The sequence below is a fragment of the Candidatus Gastranaerophilales bacterium genome (genome assembly GCA_028693235.1).
In the GTDB taxonomy this organism is placed as follows: Bacteria; Cyanobacteriota; Vampirovibrionia; order Gastranaerophilales; family Gastranaerophilaceae; genus JAQUVW01.
The window spans coordinates 36,086-52,448 of sequence record JAQUVW010000006.1; the positions used below are offsets into that span (position 1 = coordinate 36,086).

General features: G+C 34.7%; 14 protein-coding genes. 10 read left to right on the forward strand and 4 right to left on the reverse strand.

Translation table 11 applies throughout. The features are described 5' to 3' along the window. Positions 1–3: 3 nt before the first annotated feature. The gene (locus tag PHV37_10100; protein ID MDD3238432.1) at positions 4–2,292 is read right to left on the reverse strand and encodes a hypothetical protein; all 2,289 of its coding nucleotides are present in this window, start codon (positions 2,290–2,292) and stop codon (positions 4–6) included. Between the two features lie 215 nt (positions 2,293–2,507). Between PHV37_10100 and PHV37_10105 the strand changes: the two genes are divergently transcribed. From PHV37_10105 to PHV37_10145, 9 genes are all read left to right on the forward strand, one after another. After that, positions 2,508–3,740, forward strand: a complete 1,233-nt coding sequence (locus PHV37_10105; GenBank protein MDD3238433.1) for a hypothetical protein — start codon at positions 2,508–2,510, stop codon at positions 3,738–3,740. A 210-nt stretch (positions 3,741–3,950) separates the two neighbouring features. Continuing rightward, positions 3,951–4,244, forward strand: coding sequence for a hypothetical protein (locus tag PHV37_10110; protein ID MDD3238434.1), 294 nt, complete (start codon positions 3,951–3,953; stop codon positions 4,242–4,244). 3 nt (positions 4,245–4,247) lie between these two features. Further along, a complete protein-coding gene (gene rsmI, locus PHV37_10115) occupies positions 4,248–5,072 on the forward strand; it encodes a 16S rRNA (cytidine(1402)-2'-O)-methyltransferase (protein MDD3238435.1) in 825 nt (274 codons plus the stop codon). A 102-nt stretch (positions 5,073–5,174) separates the two neighbouring features. Continuing rightward, the gene (locus tag PHV37_10120) at positions 5,175–5,411 is read left to right on the forward strand and encodes a hypothetical protein (GenBank protein ID MDD3238436.1); all 237 of its coding nucleotides are present in this window, start codon (positions 5,175–5,177) and stop codon (positions 5,409–5,411) included. A gap of 49 nt (positions 5,412–5,460) precedes the next feature. Continuing rightward, on the forward strand, positions 5,461–6,876 hold the full coding sequence (locus PHV37_10125) for a radical SAM protein (GenBank protein MDD3238437.1): 1,416 nt from the start codon (positions 5,461–5,463) through the stop codon (positions 6,874–6,876). Between the two features lie 96 nt (positions 6,877–6,972). Beyond that, on the forward strand, positions 6,973–9,420 hold the full coding sequence (gyrB, locus tag PHV37_10130) for a DNA topoisomerase (ATP-hydrolyzing) subunit B (protein MDD3238438.1): 2,448 nt from the start codon (positions 6,973–6,975) through the stop codon (positions 9,418–9,420). Between the two features lie 83 nt (positions 9,421–9,503). Then, positions 9,504–10,565 carry a tetratricopeptide repeat protein gene (locus tag PHV37_10135; GenBank protein MDD3238439.1) on the forward strand — a complete coding sequence of 354 codons (1,062 nt, stop codon included), beginning with the start codon at positions 9,504–9,506 and terminating at the stop codon, positions 10,563–10,565. Between the two features lie 14 nt (positions 10,566–10,579). Next, positions 10,580–12,070 carry a GGDEF domain-containing protein gene (locus PHV37_10140; GenBank protein MDD3238440.1) on the forward strand — a complete coding sequence of 497 codons (1,491 nt, stop codon included), beginning with the start codon at positions 10,580–10,582 and terminating at the stop codon, positions 12,068–12,070. Positions 12,071–12,144: 74 nt separating this feature from the next. Then, positions 12,145–12,531, forward strand: coding sequence for a septum formation initiator family protein (locus PHV37_10145; protein MDD3238441.1), 387 nt, complete (start codon positions 12,145–12,147; stop codon positions 12,529–12,531). Between the two features lie 94 nt (positions 12,532–12,625). Here PHV37_10145 and PHV37_10150 read toward each other — a convergent pair whose 3' ends face one another. The 3 genes from PHV37_10150 to PHV37_10160 form a co-directional block, all read right to left on the reverse strand. Then, positions 12,626–12,781, reverse strand: coding sequence for a hypothetical protein (locus PHV37_10150; GenBank protein MDD3238442.1), 156 nt, complete (start codon positions 12,779–12,781; stop codon positions 12,626–12,628). 156 nt (positions 12,782–12,937) lie between these two features. Then, positions 12,938–13,936 (reverse strand): ribose-phosphate pyrophosphokinase, encoded by a 999-nt coding sequence (locus PHV37_10155; GenBank protein MDD3238443.1) that lies wholly within the window; start codon positions 13,934–13,936, stop codon positions 12,938–12,940. Positions 13,937–13,978: 42 nt separating this feature from the next. Then, a complete protein-coding gene (locus PHV37_10160; GenBank protein MDD3238444.1) occupies positions 13,979–15,283 on the reverse strand; it encodes a sugar phosphate nucleotidyltransferase in 1,305 nt (434 codons plus the stop codon). Positions 15,284–15,821: 538 nt separating this feature from the next. Here PHV37_10160 and PHV37_10165 point away from each other — a divergent pair. Continuing rightward, a partial coding sequence (locus PHV37_10165) for a hypothetical protein (protein ID MDD3238445.1) occupies positions 15,822–16,363 on the forward strand: 542 nt, incomplete at its 3' end.

Here is a 16,363-nt window from a genome sequence, read left to right on the forward strand (position 1 = left end):
GTTTTATCTTAATAGTTTGAAGATTTTATATTCACTGGGCTTTAGTTCTTCAAAGTATAAGGTGTTATTTTCTGTTGCAATATCTTGTTCTATAAAGTCTTTTTGTTCAGGATTGTAGACGATTTCGGTTTTGATTGTATAATCCCCGGGAACCTGTATTGATTTGTTATAAACAGATTCTCCCTCTTTTATTGAGCATTCCATTGAGCCGTCTTCAAGTTGGTGTGATATTTTTTCTGTAGGCGGTTGATAGTTTGCAACAATGAGCAATGTTTCTTTAGATGGGTCTTTGTTAATCATCCAGCTGACAAAGCCTTCATCTTCTTGGGTTATAATTTGGGCCTCCCCGTCACGAGTCAAATCGCAATTTAAAGCAAATCTATTTATAGCGTCAAATTTTTCATAGAATTCATAGTTTTTTGCTCTCGGTAGGGAAATTTCAGAACCTATAGTGCTTTCTATACCTATTCTTGTAAATGATTCATCTCCGTCAACATACATAGCAGGGCGTTCGGCGGATTTTCCTCCGGGGATAAATTTTATTTTGAACCATTTGAACAATGCACCTTCTGCACTTAATTGACCTGGGTATTGGTCAATAGCTCTAAATTCACCGTCTTGGTTATTGTAGGTTTTTAATATTGAAAGTTTAGGTTTTTTTACATTTTCAGCATTGAATTCTTCTAAATCTTGGTTATCTTCAATGATTTTGTTCGGATTTTTTTCGCATTGGGCGATGATGTCATTTCCCCACAAAATATCAAACGCCATTTCCTCGTGGTACTCTTTATAATAGTGTCCGCCGAGCATATATTCTGCTAGTACGGCAAAATGCGGTTTTTTCTCTTTTAACGCTTTGTTAGCTTTTCCGAGAACAATTCTTGGTGCTCTGTAGCTTATCGGGACACCTGCTTTTTCTGATACTTCGTCAACAACGTGGTCGATGTGGTCGACTCTAATGCCGTCAAAGTTGTAATCTTCTTGAAGTTCCTTGAGTTTGTTGATGTAAAAATCGATTACGGGGTGGTTATATTCGCCATTTTCTAAGAAAACGAAATAGTATGGAGTTTGACAGTCTAAATTTGCAAAATGTGTTACATTTTCATCTAAATAATTAAAATGCAAGAATGATGGGAAGCTTCCGCAATCAGCCATTTTGTCAAAAATTGGAATGCCTGATGAGCACCATGCTCCACCCGGTGCAGGCCATAAGCCTTCTTTTATCAAATCTTGAATTGCTTGTCCTTGATTTGTAATATCGCTTTCAGTGGCGATTTTATTGGGCTTTACGCCGTGAGCATTCGCAATAATATCTTTCGCTCTTTTATGAAGCTTGATTTGTTCAGCTTTTGAAAGCATTTTTGTAGAAAGCATTTTTTTCTTTTCTAACAAAGAGTCGTTCATTTTACGATAAATTTCTTTATAAAATTCACCGACATCATCAGAGCCGTTTTTGAGTGCATTTTTATAAATTGTTTTTACAATTTCAACATCTTCCGGGTCATAGTCATTATTTAGGTCGAAAGCTATCTTGTCAGCTTCTTTCGAAATTGATTCTATGAGCTGATTTACATCAAACCATCTTGCAATTTGAGGGTTTGACAATACAAGTTTCGAATATCTTCCTGTTTGGGGCAAAACATCATATATAACAGGGTGTCCTGCAAGTTGAGCAATGGAGATAAAAAGTTGAACTTGAGCTTTTGCGTCAAGGTCTAGGGTTGATTTTATATCTTTGTCTTCAAGGTTCGGGCTTACGCTAGAGCTTGTCGGAAGGTACGCACAGCCGAATTCTCTCGGATGGAACGGGATTAAATACATCGTTGTTGCCAAAACGCTGTTGTCAATACTTCCTGAAGGCAAAATCAATATTTGTCTTAGCCAATCTATAAATTTTCCTACTTCATGAGTTTTGTTTCCATCGCCCAATGCTGCCAAATTAACAAGTTTTATGTTGTGTTGTTCTCTTTTTATCCAGTCAGAATTGTTTATATTAGCTCTTGAAACGGGACTTATTTCTTCATTCGTAAAGTTGAAAGAGTTGTTTTCAAAAATATTATTAAGGTTCCATTTGACTTCAAGTCCATATAAAACTTCAGCAGGTGAAAGTTCTTCTAATGCTTTAATATGTGGATACGGAAGATATCCGAATTTTTCTATCGTATCTTTTAGGTAAGTTTTTCTATCATCAGAAATAGAATTATAATCATATAAATCTTTAAGCTTTTTGTATTGAGCATTAATTTCCTTGCATTTATCGGGTGTCGCTTTTTTAAACAAAAAAGATAGCATAACTTTCTCCTGATTAATAGTCACAAATTTCCTTTTGGAACTCAATTGTAGCACTTTTTTAAAGATTTTAAAATACTAAAAATAGACCAGATGGTCAATGTCGATAATTTGACCTGTAGATTGATGTCAATACAACATTTAACCTTTATATTTAAAGTGTGGTTCAGATAGAACACAGAAAATAGTTGAGTAAAGTCCCGAGGAGTGTAGGGTATATGAGAGGTAAATCGAATATCGTAAAAACGTTAAAAGCAATGATTTTAGGGCTTGCTTGCGTTTGCATTACTAATTTAGCTGCAATGGCCGCTGATAATACGATTTCAAATGTTGAGATTAAAAACGGAGACAATGGCTATCAAATTGTTTTAAAAGCAGATAAATCAACTGATGTTCGCAAAATAGTTGAATCTGAAAACGATATATCTCTAATCGTCAAGGGGCTTTTACCCAGTGATTCTATAGGAACCACATATAACAATGTTCCTGATGTAGACAACGTTATGATTCAACCGGAAGGTGACGATTCTACAAGAATTACAATTCAGGGAAAAAATATTTCAGCAAACACTGTAAGCTTTGTTCCTGTGGCTTTGGCTCAAACTACTTCTAAAAAACTAAATACTGAAAAATCAATTGAACTCGGTAGACCAGTTGACTCTTATGCTCCAATTTACAATCAAAATGAGAATTTTGATGATGTTGAGCCGAATGGTTTATTTGAAACGGCTATGTCTATGGCTGCCGGTTCTGTTTTGGCTGCGAAACCTGTCTTGGGGTCTATTTTTAGGTATGTATTTGGTCTAAACAAAAAGATTTTAGCAATGGGAGCTTTGTTCTTGTTGATAATTGCTTTTGGTTTGAAATTGTTAAAATCATCTTCAAAAGAAGAAGAAATGAAAATAGGTCTTGCTCAAAGTTTGAAATCAAGAGAAATGGATATGAGAGAGCAACTGTCTTTAGCTTCTCAAGCTCCTACTTTAAGAAATCAAGCTCTTGGCGACAGAGTTGTACAAAACAATACGCCATCTATTAACTATGGATTGAAAGCTTATCAAAACAGCCAAAGAAATCCTTACACATCACAAATAACAGGACTTTCATCAAGGAAACCATTGAGAGCTTCTGCTCCGACTAAAAAAGTTCAACCACCTATTCAAAAGCCAGCATATAAAGCACCTCAAAGGCTCACCAATGCTCAAAGAATGGAACTTGCAAAAAAATTACAAATGCAAGGTGGGGCAAAACATTTGAATTCTCAAAAAGTTGCTCAAAAGCCTGCGATGGCTCAACCCATTAAGCCTGAACCATTAAAAGCTATAGGTGGCACCAGAAATGTTGATAGTTTGAAATTTTTAGAATCAATGTCAAGAATATATGAAAAAAACGGAAGAGCCGACCTTGCTCAAGAATTGAAGTCTAATCTTCAAAGAGTTCAAGCAAACGGTTAGCTTTAAAATAGATTAATTTAGACGATACTCAACATATTTAGCAATGCTTTAGCATTGCTTTTTTATTGCTCCGCTGTTGCTTTTCAGGAGTTTTGTAAACAATCATGAACTGACTTGCAATGTGGTATGTTTAGCTATATTATATGTATATGTTGTGCAACAAATTGTTGAGCAATTGTAAGTATATTAAAACGAGATATTGGGGTAAAGTTGCAAACTATAGAGGCGAAAAAGCTTTTTAATAACAGATTTTGTATTGATGATATTTCTATTGATTCGACTGATGAAATATTTATAGATTTCTCGAACGTTACAGCACTTGAACTTAGAGATATAACTACTCTTTTGGATATACAAAAAGTTGCAATTCTAAATAAGAAAAAAATTAAAATAGAAAATGTAAAACCAGAAGTTAGCCAGATACTTGAAATTACAGGACTTTATAAAACATTTGCAAATTTGATGACAAATCCTATTCTCGTTTCAAAAAGGATTAGTATTTAACTGATGGAAAATGCTTCATTCTATGTAGTTGCAACCCCTATCGGCAATCTTAAAGATATTACTTTAAGAGCTTTAGAGGTGTTGAAATCAGTGGATTACGTGGCTTGCGAGGATACTCGTGTTACAAAAAAACTTCTGGAAAGGTATGATATAAATGCGAATTTGTTTGATTATCATAAGTTTAATGAACGCCAATGCAGTGAAAAAATAATAAATTTTTTACAAAACGGGCAATCGGTAGCACTTGTGTCAGATGCCGGTACGCCAGGGGTTTCAGACCCCGGGTGCGTTCTTTTCGATGAACTTGAAAAATGCAATATTAAAATAAATATGATACCCGGTGCAAGTGCGATTACAACTTTTTTATCAGGCGTTAGCAGAGATGAAGAACCGTTTGCCTTTGCCGGTTTTTTGCCAAAAACTGAAAAGCAATTAGAGGATTGTTTGCTCAAATATAAAAATATTAATACTGTTTTTTATGAATCGCCAAACAGATTGTTGGAAACGCTCAAAGCTGTCAAGATTGTAAGAGGTGGCGATGTTATCGTTGCTATTGGCAGAGAACTTACAAAGGTGTATGAAGAAGTCAAAAAAGGGACGGTCGACGAGATTATCGGTTATTTCTCCAGTAATGTTTTAAAAGGTGAAATCGTTGGAATGATTTATAAAGAAAAAACGCACGATGTTGATTATTCTGAGTTATTTGAAAAGGTTTCGCTCTTGAAGAAAGAAGATTTTTCGGATAAAGATATAACAAAGATTTTGGTTTCGCTTTTTGATGTTAATAAAAATAAATTAAAAAAAATCTTAATAAATGGTATAAAATAGTCAAAAATAATATTTAGAAGACTTTTTAATATTATGAAAATACAGATGTTAAATCCTTTATATCATGCAAGCGTTTTAAAAAGCAGGGTAATAAAAAATGCCATGTTAAAAGCAGCAAAAAATTCAGATTACTTCATAAAAACGCCCAAAGAAGTTGCTGATATGAAAAAGCAGGTCAGTTATTTGATAAATGCAAAAAACTGGCATGAAGCAAAATTACAGCATTTGGAGCGAGGAGATAATTCTTTTTTGGCTTCTGAAACTTGTTTGAAAAATATTAGAGAAATGATTGAAAATCTTCAAAAACAAATAATGGATGGAAAGCAAATTCGTCGATAAATGTTCGATTTACTTTTATAATATTTCATTTCTATGTTAAAAATATGTTATGAAGAAAGTTTTATTAATATATCCGCCATCTCCTCCGATGAATAGAGAGGGAAGATGTCAGCAATTGTTAGACAATTTGGTTATAATCCCCAAATTGCCACCGATTGAGCTTATGTATTTGGCTGCGGTTGCCGAAAATAACGGTTTTGAGTGCAAAATTAAGGATTATTCTTGCGAAAATGAAACACTTGAAGATTTAAAAAAAGATTTACTCGAATTTAAACCGGATATTGTAATCTCAAATGTCGCAACGCCTACGGCAAACAGTGATTGCGTGGCTTTTGATGTTGTAAAAAGTATAAATAAAGATACCCTAACGATTGCAATGGGAGCGTATTTTTTGCTTTATGCAAAAAATTTTCTTAATAAACAGCCCTCAATAGATTGCATAATAAAGGGTGAAACAGAGGCAACTTTTGATGATTTGTTGAAAAACGGTATTTCTAAAAGCATTAAGGGGCTTTTGTTTAGAGAAAATCAAGAAGTTATAGAAAATGAGGAAAGACCCTTTATTCAAAATCTTGATGAGCTTCCCTTTCCTGCGAGGAATTTGGTGGATAACACTAAATATACAAGACCCGACAATTCAAATATCCAAACAATAATAAAAGTTGCAAGAGGTTGTCCTTTTCATTGCTTTTTTTGTTTGGCAACGCCGGTTTCTGGTGCAAAAGTCAGAATGCGTAGCCCACAAAATATTATGCAGGAAATAAAAGAATGTGTTGAAAAATACAATATAACAAATTTTGTGTTTTGGTCTGATATATTTGACTTTGATAAAGCTTGGGTGCTCCGTTTGTGCGATGAGATTATATCATCAGGAGTCAAAATAACTTGGAGTTCAAATACACGTGCTGATTTATTTGATGAGGAACTCGCAAAAAAAATGTACAAATCAGGATGCAGGCTCGTAAGCATGGGGTTTGAAAGCGGTTCGCAAGAAATATTGGACAAAATGGGAAAAGGTTTGACCTTAGAAAAGTCAAAAGATGCAATAAAAGTTGCAAAAAAAGCAGGGCTTGAGATATACGGCTATTTTGTTTTGGGGCTTCCTTGGGAAAATAAATCTCACATAAATGCCACAATAGATTTTTCAATCAAGTCAGAATGCGACTATGTAAGTTATTATGTTGCAGTACCTTTTAAAGGAAGCAGATTCTATGATTACGTAAAACAAAACAATCTTGAAGATTTGTCTCAATTATCTGTTTACAAAAATAGTTACTCGACAGCTACGATAAAAACCCATTTTTTGTCAAAAGAAGAAGTTGATGTTTTATATAAAAAAGCTATGAAGAAATTCTACCTAAGACCCAGTTATATCTTGAAAAAACTAATGACACTCAAAAGCTTTCAAGAGCTGAAAAATTATATCAAAGCAGGGCTCTCTGTCCTTAGAAAAAATGCCATGTAACTTACTCTTGTTTGTGTTACAAACCCTTAAATAATTAGATAAAATGTTGTTTTTGTATTACAATGTATTTATATAGTTAGAAAATTGGGGTAAGGCATGGTAACACAATCAAATACAAATTATGATTCCAGTAATATTAGAGTTTTGGAAGGCTTAGAGGCTGTAAGATTAAGACCGGGTATGTATATCGGTTCTACAAGCCAAAGAGGTCTTCATCACTGTATATATGAAATCGTTGATAATTCAATCGATGAATCTTTAGCAGGATACTGTAAACATATCAAAGTTACAATAAATAAGGATGAAAGCGTCACTGTTGAAGATGATGGGCGTGGTATTCCTGTTGATATCAAAGCTGAAACAGGTAAATCTGCTCTTGAAATTGTTCACACTGTATTGCACGCAGGCGGAAAATTCGGCGACGGCGGATATAAAGTGTCAGGTGGTCTTCACGGCGTTGGTGCGTCTGTTGTAAATGCACTTTCTGAAAAAATGGTCGTTGAAGTTTCAAGAAGCGGATTTGTTCATAGACAAGAATACCTTAGAGGCGAGCCTATTGGTCCCGTTGAGAAAACTAGAGAAACTGAAAAAACAGGTACTAAATCTACTTTTTGGCCTGATCCTGAAATCTTCACCGAAACTACTCAATTCGATAGAGATGTAATCGCTACAAGACTCAGAGAAATGGCTTTCTTGAACAAAGGCTTGAAAATTTCCTTTATAGATGCAAAAACAGGTAAAGAAGAAGTTTTTCACTTTGAGGGCGGAATTGGTAGCTATGTTGAATTCTTGAACAAAAATAAAGAAGTTATGTTTAATCCTCCTGTATATATGGACAAAACAGTCGACGGAATGAATGTTGAAATTGCAATGCAATATACAGATGCTTACAATGAATCTGTTTTGAGCTTCGCAAATAACATCAATACTCACAATGGCGGTACTCATTTGACAGGTTTTAGAAACGCTATTACACGTGTTTTGAACGATTATGCGAGAAAAAACAACATATTAAAAGACTCTGAGTCTAATCTTTCCGGTGATGATGTTAGAGAAGGTTTGACCGCTATAGTTTCTGTTAAACTTGCAAATCCTCAATTTGAAGGTCAAACTAAAGAAAAATTGGGGAATGCAGAAGTTCAAGGTGCTGTAAATGATGTGGTTAGGGATAAGTTTCAAGAATGGCTTGAATTCAACCCTAAATATGCAAAAACTATCATTGAAAAAACATTGCAAGCTCAAAGAGCAAGAGAAGCTGCAAGAAAAGCAAGAGAACTTACAAGAAGAAAAACTGTTCTTGAAAATTCAACGCTACCCGGTAAACTTGCTGACTGCTCTAGCAGAGAACCTGATAAATGTGAGCTATATATAGTCGAGGGTGATTCTGCGGGAGGTTCTGCAAAACAAGGCAGAAACAGAAAATTCCAAGCAATTTTACCTTTGAGAGGTAAAATCTTGAATGTTGAAAAAGCAAGATTGGACAGAATATACAACAATAACGAAATTCAATCCATGCTCCAAGCTATCGGTGTAAATATCAGTAAAAACCACGAAGAAGTCGAACTCGACAAAATCAGATATCATAAAATTATCATAATGACCGATGCTGATGTTGATGGTGCTCACATTAGAACTTTGATGTTGACGTTCTTCTTCAGATATGCTCGTCCGCTTTTAGAAAACGGATATGTATATATTGCACAACCGCCTTTGTATAAAATTACAATTGGCAAAACATCAGAATATTTATACGACGACAGAGCGTTGGATATCATGCTTAATGAGCGTGGTGTTAAAGGGCTCGGACTATTTGATAAAGCAAAAGCAAAATCTTGCACAAACGAAGAATTGGTTACTTTGCTTGGAAATATGTCAAGTTACTATAATTCCTTTAACAGTCCTATTATTAATGCTATTCCTTCTGTCGTAATAAGAGGTTTGGTTCGTTCTGAAGCTGAGGTTGATGATTTTTCTGACAAAGAAAAAATGGAAAAAATTAACGAATATCTTCAACATTATATTAAAGACCACGCTGATAACTACGGTATCGAAGATGCAAAAAATTACATTACAACGTTGAAATATAATGCCGATACTGCAAAATACGGTATTAATCTTGATTTAGGCGAAGGTGCTGAACCAATTTTGCTTACTTCAAATCTTGTTAAATCAACTGAGTACAAGAAAATCAAAGCTTCTTATCCTTTAATTAGAAATTTCTTGATTGAAGAAGAAAAAACATTAATACTAGATTTGGGCACAGAAGAAGTTAAAATTACATCTTTTGCTGATCTTCAAAGAATAATTGAAGAAAGAGGCAAAAAAGGCATTGCTCTACAAAGGTTCAAAGGTTTAGGTGAGATGATGCCTCAGCAATTGTGGGAAACAACAATGGACCCTGCGGGCAGAACTTTATTAAGAGTAAAAATGGAAGATGCGATGCTTTGCGATCAATTATTTGATATTTTAATGGGTGATAAAGTTGAACCAAGACGTGATTTCATCGAACAAAATGCAGTTTATGCGACAAATATTGATACTTAATCTGCAATAAATAAAAATATGATAATTTGAGGCTCTAATCATATTAATAGGGTCTCAAATTATTTCAATCGAGGCGATTATTTGTGAATATTATATTCAATTTATTAAAAAAGACAGTTACAAAAGTTGTGCTATTGATAATAGTTTTACTTTTTTTGCTGTCTTTGTTCGTATTTTGGGGATGGTATGAAAAACAATATAATAAAGTTTGGGGATATTATTTCGTTTACAAAGGCGATAAAGCTTATAGTGCCTCAAAATATCAAAAGGCTGTAGACTACTATTCAATGGGGCTTCGGAGGTATCCGGAACATTCAAAGGCAAGATGTAATCTAGGTAATATTTATGTTGCTTTTGAAAACTATTATGCCGCAACTGATGAGTACGAACAGGCTCTTAATTACGCTCCTGATTATCTCGCTTGCAGGATGGATTTAGGGATAATTCTTTCTGAAAGAATGGCAAATTACGACCAAGCTATCCAAGAGTATGGCAAAATCATAGAATCTCACCCTTTTTTGATACATTTACCTTTTATATATAACAACGTAACAAGCGTAAAACTCAATAAGGGTATTGCCTATTATAATACAGGGCTCGCTTATAGAGGCAAATCTATTTATATGGGCGAAAAAACATTAGCTTCCCATCAATATCTTATGATGGCAAAAGATGCTTACATGCATGCTAAAAAAATTCTAAAAAAAGATTATGATACTCACTATAATCTTGCTTTGACAAACCATCTTTTGGGTAACTATCGCGATGCTGGTCTTGAATACTGCAGAGCTATTGAATACGCACCTTTGAATTATGAAGCTCACTATAACCTTGCTTTATTGCTTCGCTCGATGAAACTTTATAAAGAATCTTTGATTGAGTTTGAAAAAGCAGGCATGATTTTGGATTCATCAGGTGATACGACCAAAACTAATTATATATATGGCGTTTTGAGTGAGGTTAAGCAACGCATAATAAATCAAGGCGATATGGAATATTTAAAGGAAAGAACTGACTTCACTGCGACAGAACCTGATAAAATAGAGTATAAAAACGGCAAAGTTATTGTAAGCAAAGAGTCGAATAAAGAATTTATGGAACACTTAAAAAGTTGTCCATATCAAAAATATTTCAAGGATATGTAAGGTAATTAAGTAAAATGATTGAACAAAAATCACTAACACAAAATGATATAGATTTTTTAATGTCGGTTTCAAAAGCCTTGATGGTTGAAGATGAACCGATGGGAATTGTATCTGTTTTAAATAAAATATTTAAAAATTATTTTCCGATTAAACATGTCAATTTCTATCTTTGGGATGAAACATACGGTAGACTTCGAGATTTTCAAAAAGATTGGGTCGCTCCTACAGCTGCTCAAGATGATGAAAAAGAAAGAATATTTAAGACTTTTCATAAGGATAAAAAGCATAGATTTTATTTTAATTCTGAGCTTGTAGATTTTAAGCTTAAATTGCAAGATTATGACAAGGTGTGTGCTTCTTTATCCGAAGAAGAAAATGTTATTTATTTTCCATTAATAACACGGAGCGGTGCTTTTGGCGTTATTGAACTTTTGTTTAACAAACTTGATGAAACAATTGTTTTTAATACAAATTTCTTAGATGTTCTAAATATTGCTCTAATGCAGGTATCAAGCGTTATTTTGAATCATATTTTAAAAGACCAAATGGAAATAAGTTTGAACTTCTATGCGGCAATGAAGGATATTGCAAAAATCATCGAGAGCCAATATGAGCTAGCGTATATCATTCCGCTAATTGGTGAGATGATAGATAGATTTATCTCTGCTCATTTGATTTATATTTTCGTAAAAAACAAAGAAGGAAGATATGAATTGTTGTGGCCAAACGCCTGCAAAGACAGGGAAGTTACGGCTTTGCTTGAACGAATAAATCTTAGAACAGAATATATAATATCTGAAAACCATAAAATCGGGGTTTTCCCTTTGATTAGTGAAAATACAATTCTCGGTGCAATAGTAGCTTATAGTAATGTAGACAAGCTTATCCAAAAAGAAATTGAATATCTTGTCCAACTATCCAAACAATCAAGCGTTACTCTCCAAAGAGCAAATGTTTACGCAGAAGTCTTGAAACACGCAACTTTGGACGCTTTGACAGGGCTTAACAACAGACGTCAGTTCGAAATGCGTTTAAATCAAGAAATAGCTACCAGCCGAAGAAAACATAATCCTTTGTGTTGTATGATGCTTGATGTCGATTATTTTAAAAAAGTCAATGATACATACGGACATGCAGCAGGCGACTGCGTATTAAAAGCTGTTTCAGGTTTAATATCAAGAGAAATTCGTGAATATGATATTGCTTCAAGGTACGGCGGTGAAGAATTTTTCGTGATTTTGCCTCAAACTACCTTGGAAGAAGCAAGCTTTGTTGCACAAAGACTTCGCCGTGCAATAGAAGAAGCTCAAATGGACATTACTGAGGCAAAAGTTCCGAATACTGATTTTTTGAATATTACAGTAAGCATAGGCGTGAGCGATTTCGACGGAAAAGAGTCGCCCGAAGAATTTTATCACAATGCTGATAAAGCTTTGTATGAAGCTAAAAATCGTGGCAGAAACAAAGTAGTTGTATTCAACAGGCAAGATGATACACAAGGATAGTGGAACTTCAAATCTGTTTAATATATAATCTTATTGTAATGTTACTAAATAATGCTTAAAGCATAGGGGTTGATATGAAAAATCCTAATTTGAAAGAGCAAACTCAAGTGAAAAATCAAAAACGAAAAAATTCAATCAGAATTAAATACTCATTTTTGACTCTTATTTTATTGATTTGTCTTGCACAAATCGGTATCGGTGCATTTATGAATATTACAAAAAGTATCAATTACAACGGCAAAATAAAGAAGATGAACCAGCTTAAAAGTGAAGCAGTTGAAGAAAATAAAAAATTAAAATCAGAATTAGAAAATATTAACTCATCAAAAAGCTTGGAAGCAATTGCCAGAAATAATTTAAAGATGGCAGGTGATGACGAAGTTTTGGTTATTATTAATCGAAGCGAAGCTGTTTCTCAAAAGAATGCCAATACAAAAAAAGGAAAACCCGTTAAACAATAATTTAACGAGTTCCTTTTGTGAACATAAGTTGGTTAGACTTAGTATTTTTTATAGCTATCGAAATAGCAAACCGATATTGTGCGAAAGTCGAAGTTTATTTAACAGCGACAAGTCTTGCACACACTCCCGCTTCTGAGTTTATCATTTTAGCACTGGCAATAGCCATTGCTCTTCTTTTTTTAGCACCTCTTAGTAAAAATTCAACGCCGTCAGATATATTACTTGTTGGGTTTGTAATTTTTTTAATCATTGCACACATCCTTTTATCTCGTATTATATCTATCGACTTTCAGTTACAATCTCTTTAGCGATAAGAAAAACATGTTTACAATACTTTACAAAACAGAATATAAAAAGACCCTCTTTCAAAAAGAAGGTCTTTTGTTATAAATATAAATAAATTAAATTAATTTTTATATTCTTTTTCAAACCCGAATAATGAGCTTACAGACTCATCGTCATGGATTCTGGAAATAGCTTCCCCTAAAATAGGAGCTACACTGAGTTGAGTAATTTTAGACGGCAAAGTAACATTTTCAAGCGGAATAGAGTTTGTTACGATAACTTCTTTGATAGGAGCTTCTTCCAGTCTGCTCAATGCAGGACCTGAGAAAACAGGGTGAGCTGCACAAACGTAAACTTCTTTAGCACCTTCACGTCGTAACAATTTAGCGGCTTCGCATACGCTACCTGCGGTGTCGATAATATCGTCAAACATGATACAAATTTTGTCTTTAACGTCACCGATAACGTGGGTTGCAACGGCTTCGTTGTGTTTATCACGTCTTTTGTCGATGATAGCAAAAGGGCAACCCATTTCTTTTGCAAAATATCTGGTTCTTGCAACGCCACCAGCATCTGGGCTGACAGCAATCATTTCGCTTGCAGAAATATTCATTTTTTTGACATAATCAACAATAACAGGAGTTGAAAATATGTGGTCAACCAAAATGTTGAAGAAGCCTTGAATTTGACCTGTATGCAAATCCATAGCCAAAATTCTGTCTGCACCTGCTGTTGTTAAAAGGTCAGCAACAAGTTTAGCTGTAATAGCTTCTCTGCCTGATGTTTTTCTATCTTGACGAGCATAGCCATAATAAGGAATAACTGCAGTAATTGTTTTAGCACTGGCACGTTTAAAAGCATCAATGATAATTAAAAGTTCCATTAAATTTTCATTAACGGGGTTGCAAAGAGGTTGGATAATAAAAACGTCATCGCCTCTAATACTTTCCTGAACTTGGACGTAAATTTCGCCATCTGCAAAATTTTTAATAATCATTGGTCCTACTGTAGTTCCGAGGTAATCAGCTATTTCTTCCGCCAATTTTGCATTTGAACGGCCTGCGAATAGCTTAATGTCATGAGTTGGATTAATAGTCTTTTCGCCTTGCGGGAATACCATTTGAAGTTCCATTCTTGCCTCCTAAAGCATTTTTTATTTGGATTAGTGTATAATTTTTGCGAGTTTAGATTTTACCCAGTTTTGAATTACTCTTAGGGGTGCTCTTGTTATAGCGAGGGCACCTGCTTCAATGTCTTTGGTGATGATGCTTCCTGCACCGATTGAAGCATTTTCGTGGATAGTGACGGGGGCAACGACGACAGTATTAGAGCCGGTGTTAGCTCCGTCTTTGATGATGGTTTTACTTTTAATTTTGTTAATGGGGTTGTAGTTTGCGGTAATAGTTCCGGCACCGATATTCACGCCGGAGCCGATTTCGCTGTCGCCGACGTAGCTTAGATGGCAAACATTGGTGTGGTCTTTTATTGTTGATTTTTTAATTTCGACAAAGTTGCCGATTTTAACGAAATCACCGATAACGGCCCCTCCTCGAAGGTGAGAGAATGGACCTATTTTGCAGTTTGAACCGATAGTGTTTGTGCCTGATATATATACATTCGGTAGAATAGTTGTATCGGCACCGATAGTGGTGTCAGGGGATATGAATGTCGAATCAGGGTCAACAATTGTAACTCCATTTTCAAGATGTTTGTTGATTATTCTTTTATTTAAAATTTTTGTAGCTTCGGCGAGGTGAGTTTTAGAGTTAATGCCGAAGATTTCTTCGTTATTTTTCAATACATAAGATTGAGATTTAAGACCGTGAGTGACAGCCCATTGAACGATATCTGTAAGGTAGTATTCACCTTGAGCGTTATTGCATTGGAGTGTTTGGAATGCAGCAGAAATGGTTTTCCAGTCGAGGCAATATATTCCTGCGTTGATTTCTTTTATATTTTTTTGTTCAGGAGTGGCGTCTTTTTCTTCAACGATAGCTTGAAGGCCGCCACTTTGATTGCGAACGATTCTACCGTAGTTTGTCGGATTATCGAAAAGAGCAGACATAACAGTTAGAGAAGCATGTTTTTTTCTATGAGTTTCAATAAAGTCAGTGATTGTTTCAGGAGTAATGAGAGGGGCATCTCCACATAGAATAATAACTTCGCCCGAAAAATCCTTAAGGTCATTATACGCCTTGTGAACAGCGTCCCCGGTGCCTAGTTGAGGCATTTGTAGAATACATTTAGCATTTGTATAATTATCATTGACGTATTTTTCAACGAGTTCAGCTTTATGTCCAACGATGACATAGTTTTCGTCGACGATTTTAGTGTTATTGACAGCATCCAAAACATATCCGAGAAGTGGTTTGTCAAAAATAGGGTGTAAGACTTTAGGCAAATCGGATTTCATGCGAGTACCTTTACCCGCAGCAAGAATAATCGCACGTGTGTTGTTATTAATCATGGTTCCATTCTCGTTGACTACGAATACATCATCTCATGAAAATGTAAAAAAACGCAAACATAAAAATATTTTTTGATTTTTTTTTACAAAAATAAAAAGAGGTAAATAACAGAAAGGTTTCCAAAAAATTCGGTTTAAATCTAATAGTAAAAAATCATACTTTTGTATGATATTTTTAAGAAATGTAACATAGTTGCCAAGGTTTAAATGGTCTTATAGCTTAGTGGTGTCATGATTTTCAGGTTTTGATATGCTTCAAAACATGTGGTGGTCATGGATTGCAGGTTTTAAATCATGAAAAACATGACACCACATGGGTTTTGAGGATTTAAAATCTGAAAGTCCATGTGTCGCTTGGATTTATACCTGTTTTATGATGGCAGTATGCAAAATGTATATTTACATTAAATGGATGATTTTGTATCATGGATTAATAGCTGCTAGAATGTGTGTTTAACCTGATTTTTGTAAAAAGGAATGCATTTGTCTGGCTAGCGTGGCGTGCAAAGTTGCACAAAAGAAAGTTTATGAGAGCACAATGAAGAATATTAAAAAAGATTTTAAATGCCGTTTTAGGCATAAAAAAGCATTTTCTATTGCAGAAGCATTAGTCACATTAATGATAGTTAGCTTAATGCTATCTGCCATTGTCCCTGTTGTGGCGAAAAAGTATACTACAACGGATAAAGAAATTTGGAAATATACAGAGAATAACTCTGACATATATTATGGTTTAGGCGACTCGCAAACTGCAGTAATTGGAGCTAACAAAGCTCCTTTACAAAGCTATACAACAACTACTACGGACGCTGACGGGAACACTACAACTTCAACTACAACGGGATCCTCTGGTGCAAGACTTTCTATAGTGACTCCTGCTTCTACTACAACCAGTCCGACTATTCAAAGGTCATTGATAGATTTTTCAGAAAAAACATCAAGCGGAACAAAAAATATCGGAAAAATTTCATTTGACACCCATTTGAATACCGCCGTTGGTAAGGGTGCTTTATTGTCAAACACAACAGGCATTGCTAACACAGCTAACGGAAATGGTGCACTTTTTGCTAACACAACAGG